This window comes from Streptomyces sp. NPDC042364 (assembly GCF_056437585.1).
Map to the genome: position 1 here is coordinate 104,581 of NZ_JBWKAJ010000021.1, position 21,682 is coordinate 126,262.

15 protein-coding genes are annotated in these 21,682 nt (G+C 71.8%); 11 read left to right on the forward strand and 4 right to left on the reverse strand.

The annotated features are described in order from the left end of the window. Positions 1-28: 28 nt before the first annotated feature. The 4 genes from AC067N_RS31675 (at position 29) to AC067N_RS31690 (ending at position 7,344) form a co-directional block, all read left to right on the forward strand. On the forward strand, positions 29-1,162 hold the full coding sequence (locus AC067N_RS31675) for an ABC transporter permease (protein WP_478682342.1): 1,134 nt from the start codon (positions 29-31) through the stop codon (positions 1,160-1,162). Beyond that, positions 1,159-2,202 (forward strand): NAD(P)-dependent alcohol dehydrogenase, encoded by a 1,044-nt coding sequence (locus AC067N_RS31680; RefSeq protein WP_478682343.1) that lies wholly within the window; start codon positions 1,159-1,161, stop codon positions 2,200-2,202. The genes AC067N_RS31675 and AC067N_RS31680 overlap by 4 nt, the downstream gene beginning before the upstream one ends. 781 nt (positions 2,203-2,983) lie before the next feature. Further along, a complete protein-coding gene (locus tag AC067N_RS31685; RefSeq protein ID WP_478682344.1) occupies positions 2,984-5,770 on the forward strand; it encodes a response regulator in 2,787 nt (928 codons plus the stop codon). Positions 5,771-5,823: 53 nt separating this feature from the next. Beyond that, complete coding sequence (locus AC067N_RS31690) at positions 5,824-7,344, forward strand: diguanylate cyclase domain-containing protein (protein WP_478682360.1); 1,521 nt, start codon at positions 5,824-5,826, stop codon at positions 7,342-7,344. A gap of 78 nt (positions 7,345-7,422) precedes the next feature. Here the strand turns inward: AC067N_RS31690 and AC067N_RS31695 are convergent, their stop codons facing one another. The 3 genes from AC067N_RS31695 to AC067N_RS31705 all read right to left on the reverse strand — a co-directional run bounded on the left by AC067N_RS31695 (position 7,423) and on the right by AC067N_RS31705 (position 10,465). Continuing rightward, complete coding sequence (locus AC067N_RS31695) at positions 7,423-8,220, reverse strand: ThuA domain-containing protein (protein ID WP_478682345.1); 798 nt, start codon at positions 8,218-8,220, stop codon at positions 7,423-7,425. A gap of 3 nt (positions 8,221-8,223) precedes the next feature. Beyond that, on the reverse strand, positions 8,224-8,988 hold the full coding sequence (locus tag AC067N_RS31700) for an SDR family NAD(P)-dependent oxidoreductase (RefSeq protein ID WP_478682346.1): 765 nt from the start codon (positions 8,986-8,988) through the stop codon (positions 8,224-8,226). Positions 8,989-9,190: 202 nt separating this feature from the next. After that, positions 9,191-10,465: an acyl-CoA dehydrogenase family protein gene (locus tag AC067N_RS31705; RefSeq protein ID WP_478682347.1), complete on the reverse strand. Its 1,275-nt coding sequence runs from the start codon at positions 10,463-10,465 to the stop codon at positions 9,191-9,193. 192 nt (positions 10,466-10,657) lie between these two features. On the opposite strand from AC067N_RS31705, the gene AC067N_RS31710 reads away from it, so the two are divergent. The 6 genes from AC067N_RS31710 (at position 10,658) to AC067N_RS31735 (ending at position 19,488) form a co-directional block, all read left to right on the forward strand. Continuing rightward, positions 10,658-12,196 (forward strand): AMP-binding protein, encoded by a 1,539-nt coding sequence (locus AC067N_RS31710; RefSeq protein WP_478682348.1) that lies wholly within the window; start codon positions 10,658-10,660, stop codon positions 12,194-12,196. Positions 12,197-12,261: 65 nt separating this feature from the next. Then, positions 12,262-12,867: a histidine phosphatase family protein gene (locus tag AC067N_RS31715; protein WP_478682349.1), complete on the forward strand. Its 606-nt coding sequence runs from the start codon at positions 12,262-12,264 to the stop codon at positions 12,865-12,867. Between the two features lie 91 nt (positions 12,868-12,958). After that, the gene (locus AC067N_RS31720) at positions 12,959-14,152 is read left to right on the forward strand and encodes an acetyl-CoA C-acyltransferase (RefSeq protein ID WP_478682350.1); all 1,194 of its coding nucleotides are present in this window, start codon (positions 12,959-12,961) and stop codon (positions 14,150-14,152) included. A 17-nt stretch (positions 14,153-14,169) separates the two neighbouring features. Beyond that, a complete protein-coding gene (locus AC067N_RS31725) occupies positions 14,170-15,237 on the forward strand; it encodes a PDR/VanB family oxidoreductase (protein ID WP_478682351.1) in 1,068 nt (355 codons plus the stop codon). A 115-nt stretch (positions 15,238-15,352) separates the two neighbouring features. Then, positions 15,353-18,580: a fused isobutyryl-CoA mutase/GTPase IcmF gene (gene icmF, locus AC067N_RS31730; protein ID WP_478682352.1), complete on the forward strand. Its 3,228-nt coding sequence runs from the start codon at positions 15,353-15,355 to the stop codon at positions 18,578-18,580. A gap of 47 nt (positions 18,581-18,627) precedes the next feature. Further along, complete coding sequence (locus AC067N_RS31735) at positions 18,628-19,488, forward strand: 3-hydroxybutyryl-CoA dehydrogenase (protein WP_478682353.1); 861 nt, start codon at positions 18,628-18,630, stop codon at positions 19,486-19,488. An 87-nt stretch (positions 19,489-19,575) separates the two neighbouring features. Here the strand turns inward: AC067N_RS31735 and mgrA are convergent, their stop codons facing one another. Continuing rightward, positions 19,576-20,574, reverse strand: coding sequence for an L-glyceraldehyde 3-phosphate reductase (gene mgrA, locus AC067N_RS31740; protein WP_478682354.1), 999 nt, complete (start codon positions 20,572-20,574; stop codon positions 19,576-19,578). Between the two features lie 127 nt (positions 20,575-20,701). Between mgrA and AC067N_RS31745 the strand changes: the two genes are divergently transcribed. Further along, a complete protein-coding gene (locus AC067N_RS31745; RefSeq protein WP_478682355.1) occupies positions 20,702-21,595 on the forward strand; it encodes a LysR family transcriptional regulator in 894 nt (297 codons plus the stop codon). The last annotated feature ends 87 nt before the right edge of the window (positions 21,596-21,682 follow it).

Below are 21,682 nucleotides of genomic sequence, written 5' to 3' on the forward strand. Positions count from 1 at the left end.
GCCCTGGAGTGGGAAGGAACCGAGTGACATGACATCCACCCCGACCCGGGCGGCGGCGCTCCGGCCGTCCGCACCGGACCGGACCGGCGTGCTCGCGCCCGGGGCACCGGTACGGCGGGCGGCGGCCGCCCTGTCGTTCCGGAACATCGGCGCCGTCTACGTGTGGCTGGTCATCGTCGTGCTCTTCTCCGTCTGGGCGCCGGAGACGTTCCCGACCACCACCACCGTCAAGCAGGTGCTGAACGGCAACGCCGTCGCCGGACTGGTGGCGCTGAGCGTCGTACCGCCGCTGGCCGCCCGCGTCTTCGACCTGTCGGTCGCCTACACCATGTCGCTCACCAGCGTGCTGACCGCCCGCTTCCTGGTCTCCGCCGGATTCGGACCGTTCACCGCGATCGCCCTGGCGATGGCCGCCGCGCTGCTGGTCGGGGTCGTCAACGGGATCGTGGTGGTGGTGCTGCGCGTCGACTCGTTCATCGCCACCCTGGCGACCGGTGCGCTGATCCAGTCGTTGATCACCATGGTCACCGGTGACAGTTCCATCACCGGGGTGCAGTTGCTGGCCGAGCCCTTCGCGAGCATCGCCCAGCTGGACGCGGGCGGGATCACGCTGCCGGTGCTGTACCTGCTGCTCGCCGCGGTGGCCATCTGGTTCCTGCTGGAACACACCGCCACCGGGCGCCGGTTGTACGCGACCGGGTTCAACTCCGACGCGGCACGACTGCAAGGGGTGCGCACGGACCGGCTGCGCTTCCTGACCCTGGTGGCCTCCGCACTGCTCTCCGGTTTCGCCGGGGTCGTCTTCGCGTCCTCCGTCGGATCCGGCTCGCCGACCGCGGGCAGCCCGTATCTGCTGTCCGCCTACGCCGCGACCTTCGTCGGGGCGACGCAGCTGCGCGCCGGACGCTTCAACGCCTGGGGGACGGTGCTCGCGGTCATGCTGCTCGGCACCGGCATCACGGGACTCGGCCTCGCCACCAGCGCCCAGTGGGCCGCCAGCCTGTTCACCGGCTCCGTCCTCATCGTCGCGCTCGTCCTCACCGGCGGCCGGATCGCCCTGCCCGCCGTCCTGCGCCGCCGGAGGGGAACCCCGCACGCCGGATTCGAGGTCCCCGCGGAGGGGGCCGCCCCACCCACCAGCGGTGAGGAGAACCGACGATGAAAGCGGTGCAGTACCGGACGGTGGGACGCGCCCCCGAGGTCGTCGAGGTTCCCGTGCCGGAGCCCGGCCCCGGACAGGTGCTGCTGAAGGTGACGGCGGCGGGGCTCTGCCACTCCGACCTGGCGGTCATGGGCTGGCCCGAGGAGCAGTTCCCGTACGCGCTGCCGATGACGCTCGGGCACGAGGGGGTCGGCACCGTCGCCGCGGTGGGCAGCGGTGTCGAGGGACTGGCGGAGGGGGACGCGGTGGCGGTGTACGGGCCGTGGGGCTGCGGTCGCTGCCGCACGTGCGCCGCGGGCAAGGAGAACTGCTGCCCGTACGCCGCCGGGCTCGGCATCCTGCCGCCCGGGCTCGGCGCGCCCGGCGCCCTGGCCGAGTACATGCTGGTGAACTCGCCCCGCCACCTGGTTCCTCTCGACGGTCTCGACCCGGTGCAGGCGGCGCCCCTCACCGACGCCGGGCTGACGCCGTATCACGCGATCGCGAAGTCGCGGCCGAAGCTCGCGCCGGGCAGCACCGCGGTCGTGATCGGTGTCGGCGGGCTCGGTCATCTCGCCGTGCAGTTGCTGCGCGCGCTGACACCGGCCCGGGTGGTCGCCCTCGACCTCGGCGGGGAGAAGCTGGAGCTGGCGAGGTCCGTCGGTGCCCACGAGGCGCTTCTCTCCGACGACACGGCGGCCGGGCGGATCCGGGAACTCACCGGGGGGACGGGAGCGGATGTGGTCCTGGACTTCGTCGGGGCGCCGGCGACCTCGGCGATCGCCGCCGCGTCGGTGGCCGTCGAAGGGGATGTGACCCTGGTCGGACTCGGCGGGGGCACCCTGGCGGTCGGCTTCGGCGGGGGGCTGCCGTTCGAGGTGTCCGCCACGTTCCCCTACTGGGGCAGCCGGGTGGAGCTCATGGAGGTCATCGCGCTGGCCCGACAGGGCCTCGTCTCCTCCCATGTCGAGACCTTCTCCCTCGAGGAGGCGCCGATGGCCTACGAGCGCCTGCACGCCGGCCGGATCAACGGCCGCGCGGTGGTACTGCCCCACGGCTGAACACGGCGGGGGCGGCGGGGCCGCGGGATCGGCCCCACCGCCCCTGCCCGTCCCGGCCCCCGACAACGCCGCCCCTGCGACCCCGCCGGAGGGCCCCCGTCGCTGCCCCCGGCCCTCGCCCGCGCACGACCGAATCGGTCGGCCGGAAGCGGGGCCGAGGGGCCTCGGCCCGTCCGGGCTTCGACGGACGAAGCCCGTCAGCCCGGATCGAACGCACGTTCCGAAACGCGGCAGGCGGAGCGGCACCGGCCACGGAGCGGCCACCGGTCGGGATCGGGGAGGCCCCGCCGTCCGTACCGGTGACCGGGGTCCGTGCGACATGCACGGGAGGGGGCCGGCGCCTCTCGCTGTGCTGTCCTGTTCCGGCGGCCCGCCGTCGGCCCGGGCTCACTGTCACCGGCCGGCCGCGGTCTGCCCCGTTCGTCCAGGTCGTTCGCGTTCCGACCTCTCGAACGAACCGGGCGGCTCGATTTGCGATCTTGAGTCGATCGTTCTTCTCTGGAAGTGTCCGTTGGCACCCCGAGCTCGATGACTTACTCTCCGTGACTGCTCTGCGGTCCGCGGGGCGGGAAGGCGGTGAGCGCCGCCCCTGTCCCATCCGGGCCGCGGTGTCGGTTGCGGCAAGCGCAGTGTGGGGGTGCGGCCTCCGGCTCGACATGCCGCATCCGCGACCGGTGTCCGCCGGCGCTCTCCGACAGGCGGCGCCGCGCAGAGATCGTCAAGGCGGTCTGTCGGATGACGGCCGCCTGCGTGGTCGGGCAGCACACGTGGAGGCAGACCTATGGGCCCCGCCAACCCATCGAGGCAGTTCGCGGCCGATGACGAGGAACGGTTCCGGCTGCTGGTGAAGAACTCCCCGGACATGGTGTTCCGGCGGTCGCTCGACGGCGTTTTCCAGGAGGTCTCCGCGGCGGGAGCGAAGCTGCTGGGCAGGCCGGTCGAGAGAATCGTCGGGACGTCCGCGGAGTCCTGGGTGCACCCTGGTGACGTCGAGGAGTTCGAGTGGGCGGAGCGGGACCTGCTCCGCGACGGCAGGGTGGTGGTGTGTCTGCGTCTGCGGCACGCCGACGGGCACTGGATGTGGGTCGAGGCGACGACCTGGGTGGTGCGGGACGCCGCGGGCGAACCACTCGAAGTGCGGGGCTTTCTCCGCGAGGCGGAGGGCCAGCGGCGCCGGGAGGAAGCGCTGCGACTGCTTCAGGACCAGGCGCGTTCGGTGATCGAGACCGCCCGGGACGCCTTCGTCTCCATCGACGAGGACGGGGTGGTCATCGACTGGAACCAGAGCGCCGAGACGCTTTTCGGGTTCACCCATCGCGAGGCCATGGGCCGACCGCTGACGGAGACCATCATCCCCGAGCGTCACCGAGCCGCACACATGGCCGGCCTGCGGCGGGTCCTGGCCGGAGGAGAGGCACACGTCCTCGGCCGCCGCATCGAACTCGAGGCGCTGCACCGGGACGGCCACGAGATTCCCGTCGAACTCCATGTGTGGCGGATGAAGTCGGCGAAGGCGCGCTGCTTCAACGCCTTCGTCCGCGACATCAGCGAGCACAGGCAGGCCGAGGCCGCCCTGGCCGAGGCCCGCGATCAGGCGATCGCCGCGTCGAAGGCGAAGTCCCACTTCGTCGCCTCCATGAGCCATGAGATCCGTACTCCCATGAACGGCGTCATCGGACTGAGCAACCTGCTGCTGGGCACCGAGCTGGACGCCGAGCAGCGCCGCTACGCGGCAGGTATCCAGGCCGCCGGCTCGGCCCTGCTGTCACTGATCAACGACATCCTGGACTTCTCCAAGCTGGAGGCGGGCAAGCTGGAGCTGGACGAGGTCCCCTTCAGCCCGCAGGTGATGGCCGAGGAGGTCATCTCGCTGGTGGCGCAGACCCCGCAGGCCCAAGGGCTGGAGCTGCTCAGTGACTGCGATCCGGATGTGCCCGCCATGATGCTCGGCGACGCGGACCGGCTGCGGCAGATCCTGCTCAACCTGGTGTCCAACGCGGTGAAGTTCACCGAGTCGGGCGAGGTGGTCCTGCGGGCCCGCCCCGCGCCTGAGCCGGCCTCCGCGGGGAGCGGACCGTGGTTGCGCTTCGAGGTGGCCGACACCGGCATCGGCATCGCCGAGGCCGACCAGCAGCGGATGTTCGACGCCTTCTCCCAGGCGGACGCCTCCACCACCCGCCGCTACGGAGGTACGGGTCTGGGCCTGGCCATCTGCCGCAGGCTCACCGAGGCCATGGGGGGCTCCATCGGGGTCACCAGCCGACCTGGCGAGGGCAGCACGTTCTGGTTCACCGTGCCGGCACGGACACCCGACGCCCCCCGGAACCGGGCGACACCTGTCCAGCCCGTCGTCCTGCGCGGGCTGCGGGCGCTGGTCGTCGACGACAACGACACCAACCGGCTGATCCTCGAGACCCAGCTGCGCAGGTGGCACATGCGGCCCGCCACCGTGGCCGGCGGCCCCCAGGCCCTGGTGGCCCTGCACGAGGCAGCAGCCGCAGGCAGGCCCTTCGACCTGGCCCTGCTCGACATGCAGATGCCCGACATGGACGGCCTCGAACTCGCCCGGCGGATCACCGCCGACCAGAAACTCGGCCGCGTACGGCTGCTGATGCTCAGCTCCAGCACACCGCTGTCCACCGCGGAACTGACCGCGGCCGGGATCGCCTGCAGCCTGCCCAAGCCCGTCCAGCAGTCCCAGCTCATGGACGCCCTCGTCGAACTCGTCACCCAGAGGCCCCCCGCGGCCGCTCCCGCACCGGCCCCTCCCGCACCCCCGCGCGCCCACCGCGGCCATCTGCTCCTGGTCGAGGACAACGACATCAACCAGATGGTGGCGCAAGGCATTCTCACCAGCCTCGGCTACAGCGCCGACATCGCCGCCGACGGCATCGAGGCACTGCAACTGACCGAGGAGCACACGGAACACCCCTATCAGGCCGTGCTGATGGACTGCCAGATGCCCGGGATGGACGGCTACACCGCCACCCAGGAGCTGCGCCGCCGGGAGAGAGACAGCGGCCGCCACCTGCCGGTGATCGCCATGACCGCCGGCGCCATGGCCGAGGACCGCGACCGCTGCCTGGCCGCCGGCATGGACGACTACATCACCAAACCCGTCGACGCCGAGGAGCTGCAACGAACACTCGCCCGCTGGGCACACCCCGCCCCTCACCCCCGGACGGACAGCGAGGACCTGCGCGCCTCCATCCAGCAGCGGCTGAACGAACTGCGCGGCGACGGCACGCCGGCCGAGGTCCAGCTGGTGGACCGGCTGGTGGACCACTTCCTGGCCCGGGCCCCCGAGATGACCAGCGCCCTCTTCCACGCCCTGGACCGCCACGACGCCCGGGAGATCGCCGAACTGGCCCACAGCCTCAAGGGCGCTGCAGGGAACATCGGGGCCGGCGGTCTGGCCGCCTGCTGCCAGGAACTCGAACAGCACGCCGGCGCCGGAGTACCCGCCCCGCTCGCCGAGACCGCTCCCCGCCTCCAGGACGAACTGGACCGCACCTGCCGCGCCCTTGAGACGCTCCGCTCCCACCCTCCGGGCCACGGACCCGCATGAGGCTCAACCGGTCATCGCCTCCCCGGGGGAGCGGAGAAGGAGGGTCTGTGAGCATGGTCCGCCCGCCCACCCGCCGTGATGCGGCGGCGTGGGCATACGCGGCTGCGGGGACCCTGGTGATCGTCGCCTATCTGGTCACCTCCTCCCCGGCGCAGTACCTGATGGGCGCCCTGATATCCGCCTCTGCCGTCCTGGCCATCGCGGTGGGGGTGACCAGGCACAGGCCGCCCTCGGTCCTTCCCTGGTGCCTGTTCGCCGCGGGGATGGCACCCTACGCGGCGGCGGACACCATCTGGGGCCTGTACCAGGTACGCGGTGAGGAGGTTCCGTTCCCGGGCGTGGCCGACCTCCTCTACCTCGGCAGCTACCTGTTGTTCACTGCCGGTCTGGTGACCCTGGCCCGGCAGCAGACGGGCCGCCTGCACTGGGCGGGCCTGCTGGACGCGGGCATCGTCACGATGGGGTTCGCCACCCTGTCCTGGGCGTTCATCATCGCCCCCTATCTGCGCAGCGAGATGTCCGCATGGCCGCTCGCGCTGTCCGTCGCGTATCCCGCCATCGATCTCGTGCTGCTGTCCCTGGCCGCGCGGCTGATGCTCACCACCGGCACGCACACCCCGTCGTTCCTGCTGTGCATCGGATGGCTGGTGATCCTGCTGGCCGCCGACAGCTACTACTACGGGGCCCAGGCGACGAACGGCACGCCGATCGCCGAGGACGCGGCCGAGGTGGCGTGGATGGTGTCGTCCCTCCTTCTGGGGGTGGCGGCGCTGCACTCGTCCGTGGCCCGGCCGTCACGGCTGGCTGCCGACCAGGAGCACCTTCCCCCGCGGCGGCTGTCGATCCTCATCGCGCTGATCCTGATGGGACCGTTGATCGTGCTGGCCAATGTCGGGGGAATCCGTGACCAGCCGGTGGACGTCGCGGTGATCGTCGGCATGATGGCCGGTCTTTCGCTGCTGCTGGTACTGAGGGTGGCGTTCCTGGCCCAGTTCGCCCAGAGCAGGGCAACCGCCCTGGCCGCCTCGTTGAAGGAACAAGCGGAACTCCAGAAACTGCTGAGCTATCAGGCTACCCACGACCCCCTGACGGGCCTGGCCAATCGGGCCCTGCTGAACGAACATCTGGAGTCGGCCCTCAGCCAGTGCTCCGACCTCTCCCCCGCCGGACTGCTGATGCTCGATCTCGACGGCTTCAAGCACGTCAACGACACACTGGGCCACCCGGTCGGCGACGAACTGCTGGTCGACGTCGCAGGACGGCTGACGAGCAAGGTCCGCGACCAGGACACGGTGGCCAGGCTCGGCGGCGACGAATTCGCACTCCTCGTGGAAGGTGTGGACCTGAGCACGATGCACCTCTACACCGCGCGGATCCTCGACGCCTTCCGGGATCCCTTTCTGCTTGCCCACGGCGCCACGGTCGAGGTGACCACCAGCATCGGAGCGCGCAGCTTCACCCGGCCGACCACGCCCGCACAGGCACTGCGGGACGCCGACGTCGCCCTGTACAGAGCCAAGACGGCGGGCAAGAACCAGGCCGCGTTCTTCGAATTCCTGCAGCAGCCTTTCTGAGGTCGCGGAGGTGGCCCTCGGGGACCGTGCGCGTGGGGGCGGGCGCGAGCCGCCCCGGCCCCCGCCGCCCGGTCGCGCTCAGCGGCACGCCGGGGCTTCCGGCGGCCCCGGCTCCCCCACCGTCCGCGCCACGCAACGCCGCAGCACCTCCACGAACTCCGCGGTCCCCCACGGCCCCCGGTCCACGTGCCCGGTGTCCGCCACGCCCAGGTCCTGCATGTCGTAGCGGCCCCGGCAGTGGCCGAGGGTGAAGTAGCAGACCTCGCCGAGGCCGTGCCGTCGCAGATAGAGCACCGGACGGGGCGCGCCGTCGAGGGCCGCCGTGTCGCCCTCGGCGAAGCCCCGGCACGGGCCCGTGTACTCGGTGTGCAACAGCACCTCCGACTCCCCGTGCAGTTCGCACACGTACAGCTCGTCGGTGACCGTGAACGGATCGATCCCGGCGACCAGCGGATGGTCGGACCGGGTCACCCGCACCTCGTACGGCGCGATCGGCGGATGGGCGAGGAACTGGCTGCCGAGCACGGCCGCCACCTCGCCGAGGAGCCGTGGCGTGCCGAACACCCGTGGCTCGCCGGGAGCGGGCGGTTCGATCACCGCGTTGGTGCCGTGCAGGGCCAGCCAGCGCCCTCCCCGCTCCACGAACCGTGCCAGCGCCGCCCGTTCGGCAGGGCCGGGCCGCACGTCGCAGGTGTACGTCACCAGCAGGTCCGCCTCGTCCAGCGAGGCGGCACAGCCGTAGTCCTGGAAGACCTTCGTACGCACCCGTGGATGGTCGCCGAGCAGCTCCAGCAGCCGAAGCCGCGCGTGGTCGAAGTCGTGCCATCTGCCGCCGCAGACCAGTACGGCGTCCAGACGGCCGGCCGGGCCCGCCACTGCTCAGTACTGGACGCGGGTCAGCAGCCCGCCGTCCACCACGAGGTTGGTCCCGACGCAGAAGGAGCCGGTCCGGCCGAGCAGGTACGCCACGGCCGCCGCCACGTCCTCCGCGGTGCCGTAGCGGCCGATCGGCACTCTGGAGAGGACCTCCTCGTACACCTCCGGCCGGCTGGTGCGGATGGTCTCCCAGGCGCCACCGGGGAAGTCGATGGGTCCCGGCGAGACGGTGTTGACACGGATGCCCTTCGGGGCGAGGGCGTGCGCGAGGGCCGAGGCGTGCTGGACCACGGCGGCCTTGAGGGCGGAGTAGGAGTTGGCGCCTGCGGGTCGGGCGGTGTCTGAGGCGTTGGTGGTGCCGATGGCGACCACCGCCGCCCGGTCGGACGCCTCGAGGTGGGGCATGGCCGCCTCCACGAGTCCCGCGAACGGGATCAGATCGCCGCGCAGGCTGGCCTCCCACGAGTCGGGGCCCTTGACGTTGCCCGCCGAGACGTTGGAGACCAGCAGGTCCAGGCCGGCGAGTTCACCGGCCGCACGCTCCACGAAGCCGGCGAGCGCGGCCGGGTCGGTCACGTCGACCGGCTCGGCGAACACCGTCGCTCCCTCGCCGCGCAGTTCGGCGGCGGCCTTGGCGAGCGCCTCCTCGCCCCGGGCGCACAGCGCCAGCGCGCAGCCCTCCGCCGCCAGGGTTCCGGCGATCGCCCGGCCGATGCCGCGGCTCGCACCGGTCACCAGCGCCTTCGCGCCTGTCAGTCCCAGATCCATCGATGTCGCTCCTCGGTGATTGCGGAAGGGTCCAAAGGGGGGTGTCGAACTGTCCCCGAGAGGGCGGGGAACGGCTCCACGTGGCCGGGGCGCGGCCTCACTCCTCGCGGCTCGGCTCCGAGTGACGGGGGCTCCACGCGACCGGGGAAGGTCCCGGGACCGGAGGGCCGGGAGGCCCGACGCTCCCGCGGGTCGTCGGCCCTCAGTTGCCGGGCAACCGGGAGAACGGCACCCGGTCCGCTCGCGGCTCGGGCGGCAGTTTCAGTACGCGCTCGCCGATCAGGTTGCGCTGGATCTGGTCGGTGCCTCCCGCCAGCCGGTAGCCCGGGGCTCCGAGCAGGTGCTCGGTCCAGGCGAAGGTTCCCGGTTCTCCCGTGTCGGCGCAGATGCGGGCACCCATGAGGTCGGCGGCGACCTGCCCGGTGCGGGTGAGCAGGTCGCTGGCCATCAGCTTGGTCAGCGACGCCTCGGGGCCGGGCCGGCCGCCGGCGGCGCTCGTCCGGGCGACGCGGTCCACCGTCGCGGCGCGCAGCACGGTCCGGACGTACAGGTCGGCGAGGTGCTGCCGGACCAGCGGATCGGCGGTGCGGCCGAGCGAGCGCGCGAGGGCGAGCACGTCCGTGAAGGTGCCGCCCTTGCGCCGGTTGCCGCTGCCGGAGGCGGTCCGCTCGAAGCCGAGGGTGGCGGTGGCGACCTCCCAGCCCTGGCCGGGGCGGCCGATGCGAAGCCGGTCCGGCACACGTACTCCGCTGAGGAAGACCTCGTTGAAGGAGGCACCGCCGCTCATCTGCCGGATGGGACGCACCTCGACGCCGGCGGCGTCCATCGGGACCAGGAAAGCGGTGATGCCCGCCTGTTTGACGACATCCGGATCGGTGCGGGCGAGCAGCAGGCCGTAGTCGGCGAACTGCGCCCCCGAGGTCCACACCTTCTGACCGTCGATCACCCAGTCACCACCGCTCCCGGCTCCGTCGGCGGCGGGCCGTCCGCCGTCCTCCTGCCGGGCCCGGGTGCGCAGGGCCGCGAGGTCGGAGCCGGCGCCGGGTTCGCTGAAGAGCTGACAGGCCAGCAGGTCGGTACGGAGGAAGGCGAGCCCGAAGTCGTGGCGCTGCTCGTCGGTCCCGAAGAGGGAGACGGCCATGGCGACCAGGCGCACGGTGACGCTGATCAGTTCGGTGGACGGCGGCACGTCGAAGGCGGACTCCTCCTCGGCGAAGGCCGCGGCATGGGCGGCGGTCAGCCCCGCCCCGCCCCGGTCGGCGGGCAGGGTCAGCGCCTGGTAACCGGCGTCGAAGCGAGCTCGCTGATAGGCGCGGCAGCGCTCCAGGAGCAGGAGTTCCCGGTCCTCGGGGAGGTTGTGGAACACCGCGAGGTCGGCCGCCTCCTCCGCGCGCGCCGACGCCGTGCGCGGTGCGAGCCGCGTGGCCAGCCACTGCCGGGCCTGTGCGCGCCATGTGTCCAGATCGTGCCGGGACATGGGACCTCCCTGGGAACACTTACCAGATGAAAGCTTGAGTAACGGAGGATGGAACAGGCCGAATAACCCATCAAGCAGGTGGACAGAACTCCGTACCGCGTCAGAGTGTTCCGCACTTTCTTGATAAACGCTACAGTCTCGTCATCGACTCTCCCGTCAGTCGGGAGGGGGCCGAGAGCCGCCGGAGGAGCCATGTCGCAGCTGCCACTCGACCGTCGCGCCCAGAAGACCCCGGACGAGCCCGCCGTGGTGGACGACTGGGAGGTGCTGTCCTGGTCCGGGCTCGCCGACCAGGTGGCGCGGGCGTCGGTACGACTGCTGGAGATCGCGCCCGGTCCGCACGACCGGGTCATGGTGCTCGGCGACAACGCGATACCCACGGTGGTGGCCCATCTCGCTGGGCTTCGGGCCGGTGTGGGGACCGTGGCAACGTCCCGGCATCTGACGCCGGGCGAACTCGTGGACCAGATCATCGACTCGGGAGCGACCGGGATCATCACCGGCCCGGCGGGGGCCGGGTCCGCTCTGGACGCCGCCCGGGAACTGGGTCTTCCCCTGGTGATGCACGGAACCCCGGCGACCGGGCACGCCTTCGACTGGGACCTGTGGCTGGCTGCGGCGCCCGCCGATCGGACCGTCCCCGGGGACCGTCCCGCCCGGCCGCCCCTCGTCTACACGTCGGGGACAACCGGACGGGCGCGCGGGACGGAGGTGCGGTGGGTGAGCGGTCCGGTGGCCGACAGTTCCGCCTATCTGGCCGCGATGTCCGCCCGGCCCGGATTCCCGCCGGGACCCCATCTGGTGTGCGGCCCGCTGCAGCACAACGCGCCGCTGACGGCTCTGCGCCATCTGGCCGCCGGGCAGCAGATGGTCGTCCTCGGCCGGTTCGACCCGGCCGTCTTCCTGAGCCGGGTCGCGAAGTGGCGGGCCACGTCGACGGTCATGGTGCCCACCCACTTCCAGCGCCTGCTCGCCCTGCCGGACGAGGTGCGTGCCCGGCATGACGTCTCCAGCCTCGTGCAGGTGTCCCACACGGGGTCCGCGTGCCCCCCGGACGTGAAGCGGGCCATGATCGAGTGGTTCGGACCGGTGCTGACCGAGTCGTACGGGGCCAGCGAGGCGGGCACCGTCGCCCGCATCGGCAGCGCCGAGTGGCTGGCCCATCCGGGCTCGGTCGGGCGCGTCCAGCCGCCGTTCGAGGTGGTGGTGACCGACGACGACGGCCGGCCGCTGCCGCCCGGCGAACGGGGGCTGCTGGCCTTCCGGGCGCCCGAGGACCGGGGCGTGCGCTACCACGCGGACGAGGAGAAGACGAGGTCCGCCTATCTCTCCCCCGGCGTCTTCACGCTCGGCGACATCGGGTACGTCGACGCGAACGGCTACATCTTCATCACCGACCGGGCCGCGGACGTCGTGGTCTCGGGCGGCGTCAACCTCTACCCGGCCGAGAGCGAGGCCGTGCTGGGACAGCACCCGGCGGTCGCCGAGGTGGCGGTGATCGGTGTGCCCGACCCGGACTTCGGCGAGGCGCTGCGGGCGCTGGTGGTGGCGGCCGACGAGGGCGCGCACGCCGAGGAACTGGACCGGTTCTGCCGGGACCGACTGGCCGCGTACAAGTGCCCCAAGTCCTACGAATTCGTCACCGAGCTCCGGCGCAACGCGATGGGCAAGCTCGACAAGCGCGCGATGCGCCGCCCCTACTGGCACTCCGAGCGGACCATCGCGGGCTGAGCCCCGCCGCCCGCCTCCGAGGACGACCGACAACGCCCGCCCGACCCGCGTACGAAGGACCACCCATGACAGAACTCCTCCTCATCAGGCACGGCCTCCCCCTGGCGGGCGTGTACGACCCGGGGCTGTCGCCGGAGGGCACCGCCCAGGCCGAGCGCCTCGCCACCTGGCTCGCGCACGAGGACATCCACGCCCTGTACACCAGCCCCTTCCGGCGCGCACGCGAGACGGCGGCCCCCCTGGAGCGGCGCACCGGCATGACCGCGACGGTGGTGGACGACCTCCGCGAGTGGGACACCGACGTCTCGCACCCCTACACGCCGCCGGAGCAGATCGGCACGGACGATCCCCGGGCGGCGGCGCTCGCCGAGGGGCGGTACGAGGACTTCGTACCCGACCTGGACCGGGATGCCTTCCGCGCGCGTGCCGTACGGGCCATGGAGACCGTTTTCGAGGCCCACCCCGAGGGACGGGTCGCGGCGGTGTGCCACGGCGGCATCACCAACACCTTTCTGGCGACCGTGCTCGGCCTGCCCACCATGTTCTGGTTCCACCCCGGCTACACCTCGATCAGCAGGGTGCGCCGGATGCCGGGCGGCCGAATCGTGCTGCACTCGGTGAACGAGACGGCCCACATGATCGCCGAGCGTGCCCTCGACACGGTCGTCTGACCGCACCCGGCCGACGGGGCCTGCCCCGTTGCCCGTCCCGCTCCCTGTCCCCTCGCCCGACAGGCCCCACGTTCCGCAGGAGGTCCCGGCCGTGCCCGGATCCGTCATCGTCGCCGGAGCCAGAACACCCATCGGCAAACTGATGGGGGCCCTCAGTACCGCGTCCGCCGTCGACCTCGGCGCCCATGCCATCGGCGGCGCGCTGGCCGCCGCGTCCCTGGACCCGGCCGCCGTCGAAGCCGTCGTCATGGGCCATGTCGTCCAGGCCGGGGCCGGTCCCAATCCGGCACGCCAGGCGGCGGTCCGCGCCGGCATCCCGTTCTCCGTGCCCGCGAGCACGGTCAACAAGCTCTGCCTGTCCGGTCTGCACGCCATCGCCCTGGCCGACCTCATGATCGCCTCCGGGCGTCACGAGGTGGTCGTCGCGGGCGGCATGGAGTCCATGTCGGGCGCCCCGCACCTGCTGCGCGGAGCGCGCGCCGGCTGGAAGTACGGTGCGACCGCCGTGGAGGACGCCCTCGACCGCGACGCCCTCGTCTGCGCCTTCGACGGCGTCTCCATGGGTGCGGCCACCGAGCGCCACCAGCGGCCGTACGCGCTCAGCCGCGAGGAGCAGGACGAGTACGGCGCGCTCTCCCACCGCCGGGCCGCTCTCGCCCAGGGTGCGGGCCTACTGGCCGACGAGATCGTCCCGTTCACGGTGACCGGGCGGGGCGGCGGGAGGGTGGTGGTCGACACCGACGAGGGCGTACGGCCGGACAGCACCGCCGAGAGCCTGGGGCGGCTGAGGCCGGCGTTCTCCGGTGGGGGCACCATCACCGCGGGCAACTCCTCCCAGCTGTCCGACGGGGCCGCGGCCGTGGTCGTGATGAGTGCCGAGCGCGCCCGGCGGGAGGGCCTGACCCCGCTGGCCGAGATCGGCGCGTACGGCACGACGGCGGGCCCCGACGCCTCCCTGCTGGTCCAGCCCGCCGGCGCGGTCCGCGACGCCCTCTTCCGGGACGGCCGGTCGAAGGCCGCCGACCTGGACCTGTTCGAGATCAACGAGGCGTTCGCCGGCGTGGCCCTCGCTTCCGTCCGAGAACTGGACATCCCGCTGGAGAAGGTGAACGTCAACGGCGGTGCCATCGCCCTCGGTCACCCGGTCGGCATGACGGGTGCCCGCCTGGTGCTGTCCCTCGCGGCGGAACTGCGGCGCCGGGGCGGGGGCCGCGGAGCCGCCGCCCTCTGCGGAGGCGGCGGCCAGGGCGACGCACTCCTGCTGCACGTGCCCGCACGGACCTGAACCCGGAGCCGACCACCATGAACGACCGACTGCCCTACGCCGGAACCCTGCCCAGGACGGACCACACCGCCGCCGGCGTCCCCACCGGGGCGACACGCTCCCCCGCCGAAGCCGTCGCCACCGAGGCTCTCCCCGATCCCGCCGGGTTCGTCCTCACCGTGGCGGCGCGCGTCCCCGCCGCCGACGGTGTCGTCCGTCTGACCCTGCGCCGCCCGGACGGCGGGGCGCTCCCGTCCTGGACGCCGGGTGCCCACATCGACGTCGTCCTGGACGGGGCCGGTGGCATGATCCGCCAGTACTCCCTGTGCGGGCGCCCGGAGGAGCGGGACGTCTGGCAGATCGCCGTACTGCGCGACCCGCGCGGCCGTGGCGGCTCCGCGTACGTCCACGACCATCTGCGCGCGGGCAGCACCGTCCGGGTCCGCGGGCCGCGGAACAACTTCCCGCTGCGCCCCGCCGCCCGCCATCTGTTCGTCGCGGGCGGCATCGGCATCACACCGATCCTGCCCATGGTCGAGGCCGCCGACGCCGCGGGGGCCCGCTGGCGTCTGCTGTACGGCGGCCGCACCCGCGCCTCCATGGCGTTCCTGGACCGTCTCGCCCCGTACGGCGACCGCGTACTGATCCGACCTCAGGACACGTATGGGCTGTTGGACCTCGCCGCCTTCCTCGGCCCGCCCGAGCCGGACACCCTGGTGCACGCCTGCGGTCCGGGACCGCTGCTGGAGGCCCTGCGGGAGAGGTGCGCCCACTGGCCGGCGGGCACGCTGGGCGTCGAGCGGTTCGCCCCCGTCGCGGCGACCTCGGCAGTCCCGGTCGGGACCTTCGAGGTGGAGCTCGCCCGCTCCGGGCTCACCCTCACGGTGCCGCCGGATCGATCGGTGCTCGAAGCGGTGGAGCAGGCCGGCGTCGCGGTGGACTCCTCCTGCCGGGAGGGGACCTGCGGCACCTGCGAGACCGACGTACTCGACGGCAGGCCGGACCACCGCGACTCCCTGCTGACGGAGGAGGAGCGGGCCGCCGGCGACACCATGCTCATCTGCGTCTCCCGCTCGTGCGGACCCCGCCTGGTCCTCGACCTGTGAGCGGGAGGCTCTGCGCACAACCGCCGATCTCTTCGCCGTGGCGGCTTCCGGCAATTTACTAGGACGTCCTACTATCTCTTCGTCAGCGTTCTCCCCACCGTCCGAGAAGGCCTCCATGACCCTGCACCGACCCGTGCACCCCGTCCGCCTGATCACCGCCTCGGCCCTGTTCGACGGGCACGACGCGTCGATCAACATCATGCGGCGCATCCTCCAGTCCCAGGGAGCCGAGGTGATCCACCTCGGGCACAACCGGTCGGTACGGGAGGTCGTGGACGCTGCGCTGGAGGAGGACGCCCACGGTGTGGCGGTCTCGTCCTACCAGGGCGGGCACGTGGAGTACTTCGAGTACCTCGTCGAGTCGCTGCGCGAACGGGGAGCGGACCACGTGCGCGTGGTGGGCGGCGGTGGCGGTGTCATCGTGCCCGAGGAGATCACCCGGCTGCGCGGCAGCGGGGTGACCATCTTCTCCCCTGAGGACGGCCAGCGGATGGGCCTGGCCGGGATGGTCAACACGGTGGTGAAGGACTGCGACTTCGACCTGTGGGACAGCCGCTCGGTGGACGCGGCGGACGTACTGTCGGGCGACCGGTTCGCCATCGCCCGCGCGATCACCGGCGCGGAGCTCGGCAAACTGCCGCAGGACCTCCTCGGCCGGCTGCGTACCGCCGCGGGGGCCCGCACCACGCCGGTGCTCGGCATCACCGGCACCGGCGGCTCCGGGAAGTCCTCCCTCACCGACGAACTGGTGCGCCGCTTCCGCGTCGACCAGCAGGACAAGCTGCGGATCGCGGTGATCGCGGTCGACCCGACCCGGCGCCGGGGCGGAGGCGCCCTGCTGGGTGACCGGATCCGGATGAACTCCCTGGACGGGAACCGGGTCTTCTTCCGCAGCCTGGCCACGCGGGGCAGCCACGAGCTGCCCGAGCACCTGTCCGACGTGATCGACGTGGTCAAGGCCGCCGGGTTCGACCTGGTGATCGTGGAGACACCGGGCATCGGACAGGGCGACGCGGCGATCGTGCCGTTCGTCGACACCTCGATGTACGTGATGACGCCGGAGTTCGGCGCCGCCTCGCAGCTGGAGAAGATCGACATGCTCGACTTCGCCGACGTCGTGGCGATCAACAAGTTCGAGCGACGCGGCGCCAAGGACGCGCTGCGGGACGTCGGACGCCAGCTGGTCCGCAACCGTGAGGCGTTCGGCATGCGGCCCGAGGACATGCCGGTGTACGGGACGTCGGCGGCCACCTTCAACGACGACGGCGTCACCGCGCTCTACCAGCATGTGCGGACCACCCTGGCCGAGCAGGGGCTGCCTCTGACGGAGGGCGTCCTGCCGCGGGTCGAGGTGCGCCACTCCTCCGGTATCCGGCAGGTGGTTCCCGCCGACCGGGTGCGCTACCTCGCCGAGGTCACCGAGACCGTCCGCCGCTACCACGCGGAGACCGAGCGACTGGCCGAGGCGGCCCGGCGGGCGCAGCGACTGGACCTGGTCCGGGGCGAACTGGTCGAGGCCGGCTCCGACGCCGGGAACGTGGAGTCGCTGCTCGACGACGCCCGGGGCCGGCTGCCGCACGAGGTCACGGCGCAGATCGAGAACTGGCCCGCGGTCGTCGCGTCCTACTCCGGCGACGAGCAGGTGGTGAGGGTCCGGGACAAGGAGATCCGCACCAGGCTGACCCGCGAGTCCCTCTCCGGGAACAAGATCCCCCGTGTCGCCCTGCCCCGGTTCACCGACCACGGGGAGCTGGTGCGGTTCTGGCGCCGGGAGAACCTGCCCGGCCACTTCCCCTTCACGGCAGGGGTGTTCCCCTTCAAGCGCGACGGCGAGGACCCGGCCCGGATGTTCGCCGGCGAGGGCGACCCGTTCCGCACCAACCGCCGTTTCAAGCTGCTCTCCGAGGGCCAGCCGGCCACCCGGCTGTCCACCGCGTTCGACTCGGTCACCCTCTACGGCCGCGACCCCGACGAGCGTCCCGACGTGTACGGCAAGGTCGGCACCTCCGGGGTGTCGGTGGCCACGCTGGACGACATGAAGGCGCTCTACGACGGCTTCGACCTGGTCGCGCCCACCACCTCGGTCTCCATGACGATCAACGGGCCCGCCCCGACCGTCCTGGCGTTCTTCCTCAACACCGTCATCGACCAGCAGACCGAGAGGTTCCGCGCCCTGGAGGGCCGTGACCCCTCGGCCGAGGAGGCGGACGGGCTGCGGGCGCACGCGCTGGCGAACGTGCGCGGCACGGTGCAGGCCGACATCCTCAAGGAGGACCAGGGCCAGAACACCTGCCTGTTCTCCACCGAGTTCTCGCTTCGGATGATGGCCGACATCCAGGAGTGGTTCATCGCCCACCAGGTCCGCAACTTCTACTCGGTGTCCATCTCCGGCTACCACATCGCCGAAGCCGGGGCGAACCCCATCAGCCAGCTGGCCTTCACCCTGGCCAACGGCTTCACCTACGTCGAGGCGTACCTCGCCCGGGGTATGCACATCGACGACTTCGCCCCCAACCTGTCGTTCTTCTTCTCCAACGGCATGGACCCCGAGTACTCGGTCCTCGGCCGGGTCGCCCGCCGGATCTGGGCGGTGGCGATGAAGGAGAAGTACGGCGCGAACGAGCGCAGCCAGAAGCTGAAGTACCACGTCCAGACCTCCGGCCGCTCCCTGCACGCCCAGGAGATGGACTTCAACGACATCCGCACCACCCTCCAGGCGCTCATCGCGATCTACGACAACTGCAACAGCCTGCACACCAACGCCTACGACGAGGCCGTCACCACACCCACCGAGGACTCCGTCCGCCGGGCCCTGGCCATCCAGCTGATCATCAACCGTGAGTGGGGCCTCGCCATGAACGAGAACCCCCTCCAGGGCTCCTTCGTCATCGACGAGCTCACCGATCTGGTCGAGGAGGCGGTGCTCCAGGAGTTCGAGCGGATCAGCGAGCGCGGCGGTGTGCTCGGCGCCATGGAGACCGGCTACCAGCGCGGCCGTATCCAGGACGAGTCGATGCTCTACGAGCAGCGCAAGCACGACGGCACGCTGCCCATCATCGGCGTCAACACCTTCCGCAACCCGCACGCCGAGAACGCCGAGCCCGGCGCCATCGAGCTGGCTCGCGCCACCGAGGAGGAGAAGCGGTCCCAGCTGGACCGTGTACGGGACCACCAGGCCCGGCACCGGGAGCAGGCCCACACCGCCCTGGCCGCCCTCAAGGACGCGGCGGTCAGCGGCGACAACGTCTTCGCGGTCCTCATGGACGCCGCCCGCGTCTGCTCGCTGCAGCAGATCACCGAGGCGTTCTTCGAGGTCGGCGGCCAGTACCGCCGCAACGTCTGAGGCCGCTCCCCCGAACCCCTGCGCAGCATCGTCAGAGAGGACCTCAGATGGATCCCGTCACCCGTCTCGGCGTCGTGGGCTGCGGCCTCATGGGCTCCGGCATCGCCGAAGTAGCCGCCCTCGGCGGTCTCGACGTCCGGGTCGCCGAAGCCACCCATGACGCCGTCGAAGCCGGCCGCCGCCGTATCACCGCCTCCCTCGACCGGGGCGTACGGCGCGGCAAGCTCAGCGAGGAGCGGCGGGACCGGGCCCTAGCCGGGCTGTCCTTCACCCACGACCTCAGCGACCTGGCCGACCGCCAGTTCGTCGTCGAGGCCGTCGCCGAGAACCGCGACATCAAGACCGACGTCCTGCGCACCCTGGACAAGGCGGTGGAGGACCCCGCGGCGATCCTGGCGACCAACACCTCGTCGATCCCCATCGTCGATCTGGCGGTCGCCACCGAGCGCCCCGCGCAGGTCGTCGGCATGCACTTCTTCAATCCCGTGCCCGTGCAGCGGCTGGTGGAGGTCATCCCCGCCCTGACCACCAGCCAGGAGACCGTGCGGCGTACCCATGACTTCGCCCGGCACCTGGGCAAGCAGGTCGTCCAGGCACCGGACCGCTCCGGGTTCGTCGTCAACGCGCTGCTCGTGCCCTACCTGCTCAGCGCGGTACGGATGGTGGAGTCGGGCGGCGCCCGGCCCGACGACATCGACCAGGGCATGGAACTCGGCTGCGCCCACCCCATGGGCCCCCTGCGCCTGCTCGACCTCATCGGCCTCGACACGGCGCTGGCGGTCGCCGAGTCGATGTACGAGGAGTTCAAGGAGCCGCTGTACGCGCCTCCGGCCCTCCTGCGCCGCATGGTCGCCGCGGGCCACCTCGGCCGCAAGACCGGCCGCGGGTTCTACACGTACGACGCCTGAGGCGCACCTGACAGGATCATGGGAGGGGTCCGTGCCGGCCACGCCGGCACGGACCCCTTGTCTCGCCCCCTTCGCGCTGCTCCGAGGCTAGGCCCTGCCCTCGACGATCGCGTCGATGCGGGCCAGTTCGTCCGCCTCGAAGTCGAGGTTGCGGATGGCGCCGACGCTGTCCTCGATCTGGCGCGCGCTGCTCGCGCCGACGAGCGCGGAGGTCACCCGGCCGCCGCGCAGCACCCAGGCGAGGGCGAGCTGGGTCAGCGACTGGCCGCGGGACTTGGCGATCTCGTCCAGCGCGCGCAGCCGGCCCACCAGGTCCTCGGTGACGGCGTCGGAGTTCAGGAACGGGCTGTCGCTCGCGGCTCGCGAGTCCTCCGGGATGCCGTCGAGGTAGCGGCCGGTCAGCAGCCCCTGCTCCAGCGGGGAGAAGACGACGGAGCCCACCTGGAGCTCGTCGAGGGCGTCGAGCAGGCCCTCGCTCTCGGGGCGCCGGTCGAGCATCGAGTAGCGCGGCTGGTGGATGAGGAGCGGGGTGCCCAGCTCGCCCAGGATGCGGGCGGCCTCGCGGGTCTGTTCGGCGGAGTAGTTGGATACGCCGACGTACAGCGCCTTGCCCTGCTGCACCGCCGAGTGCAGGGCGCCCATCGTCTCCTCCAGCGGAGTGTCCGGGTCGGGGCGGTGCGAGTAGAAGATGTCGACGTAGTCGAGGCCCATGCGCGCCAGGCTCTGGTCGAGCGAGGAGAGCAGGTACTTGCGGGAGCCCCACTCGCCGTACGGGCCGGGCCACATCAGATAGCCCGCCTTGGTGGAGATGATCAGCTCGTCGCGGTACGGGGCGAGGTCCGTCTTGAGGGCCTCGCCGAACGCGGACTCCGCGGCGCCGGGTGGCGGCCCGTAGTTGTTGGCCAGGTCGAAGTGGGTGACGCCCAGGTCGAAGGCGCGGCGCAGGATGTCGCGTTGGGTCTCGACGGGCCGGTCGGGGCCGAAGTTGTGCCACAGGCCGAGTGACAGCGCCGGCAGTCTCAGACCGCTGCGTCCGGTGCGCCGGTAGGGCATGTCCGCGTAACGGTCGTGGTGTGCGGTGTACAACGCGACTCCAGTGGGGTTGGCACGGTGGGTCCGGGTTCCCTGAGAACCGGTGTCCACTCTTTCGCGACCTGGGGGCATCGGTCCAACAGAAGAATCCGATGGGATTCAGCGCTTACGCTTCTCAGTCATGGAACTCCGTCATCTGCAGCACTTCGTCGCGGTCGCCGAGGAGGAGCACTTCACCCGGGCGGCCGAACGGCTGCTGGTCTCGCAGTCCGGGCTGTCCGCCTCCATCCGGTCGCTGGAGCGGGAGCTGCAGACGCCGCTGTTCGTACGGACGACCCGCCGGGTGACGCTCACACCGGCCGGCCGCGCTCTGCTGACGGAGGCGGAGCGGATCCTGGCGCAGGTGCGGTCGGCCCACGAGGCGGTGGCCGCGGTGCAGGGGGTGCTGCGCGGCATGCTGGCGCTCGGGTCGGAGCAGTGCGTCGCCGGGGTGCATGTGGCGGGGCTGCTCGCCGCGTTCCGGCGGCGGCACCCGGATGTGGAGATCTGTCTGCGGCAGGCGGGGTCGGGCGCCCTCGCGGACGAGGTGGCGAGCGGGCGGCTCGACCTGGCCTTCGCGGTGCGGACCGCGCAGGAGGACACCGACCAGCTGCGGGTCGTCCCGCTGACCGGGGAGCCGATGACCGTGCTGTGCCATCCCGGTCACCGCCTCGCGACGCTCGGCGCGGCCGTGACCCCCGAGGAGCTCGGCGGTGAGGTCTTCGTCGACTTCCACCCGGACTGGGGGCCGCGCCGCACCACCGACGCCGTCTTCGCCGCCGCGGGCGTCCGCAGGACCGTGCCCCTGGAGGTCAACGACGTGCACAGCCTCCTCGACCTCGTCGACGAGAACCTCGGTATCGCCGTGGTACCGCGCCACTTCCGGCACAAGCGCGACTCGCTCACGGCCGTCCCCGTGAAGGGCACCGGCGAGACGGTCTACGAGACGGTCGCCCTGCTTCCGCCCCCGCAGGCCATGAGCCCGGCGGCACGGGCCCTGCTGGGCCTGCTGGAGCCGGGGATCGACTCCCTCTGACAGTGATCATGTGACTGGTGGTTCTGCTGATGAGCCTGACTCACCCTCTGACTGACGTCGCTGACTGTCCTGTTTCGGATTTGTCGG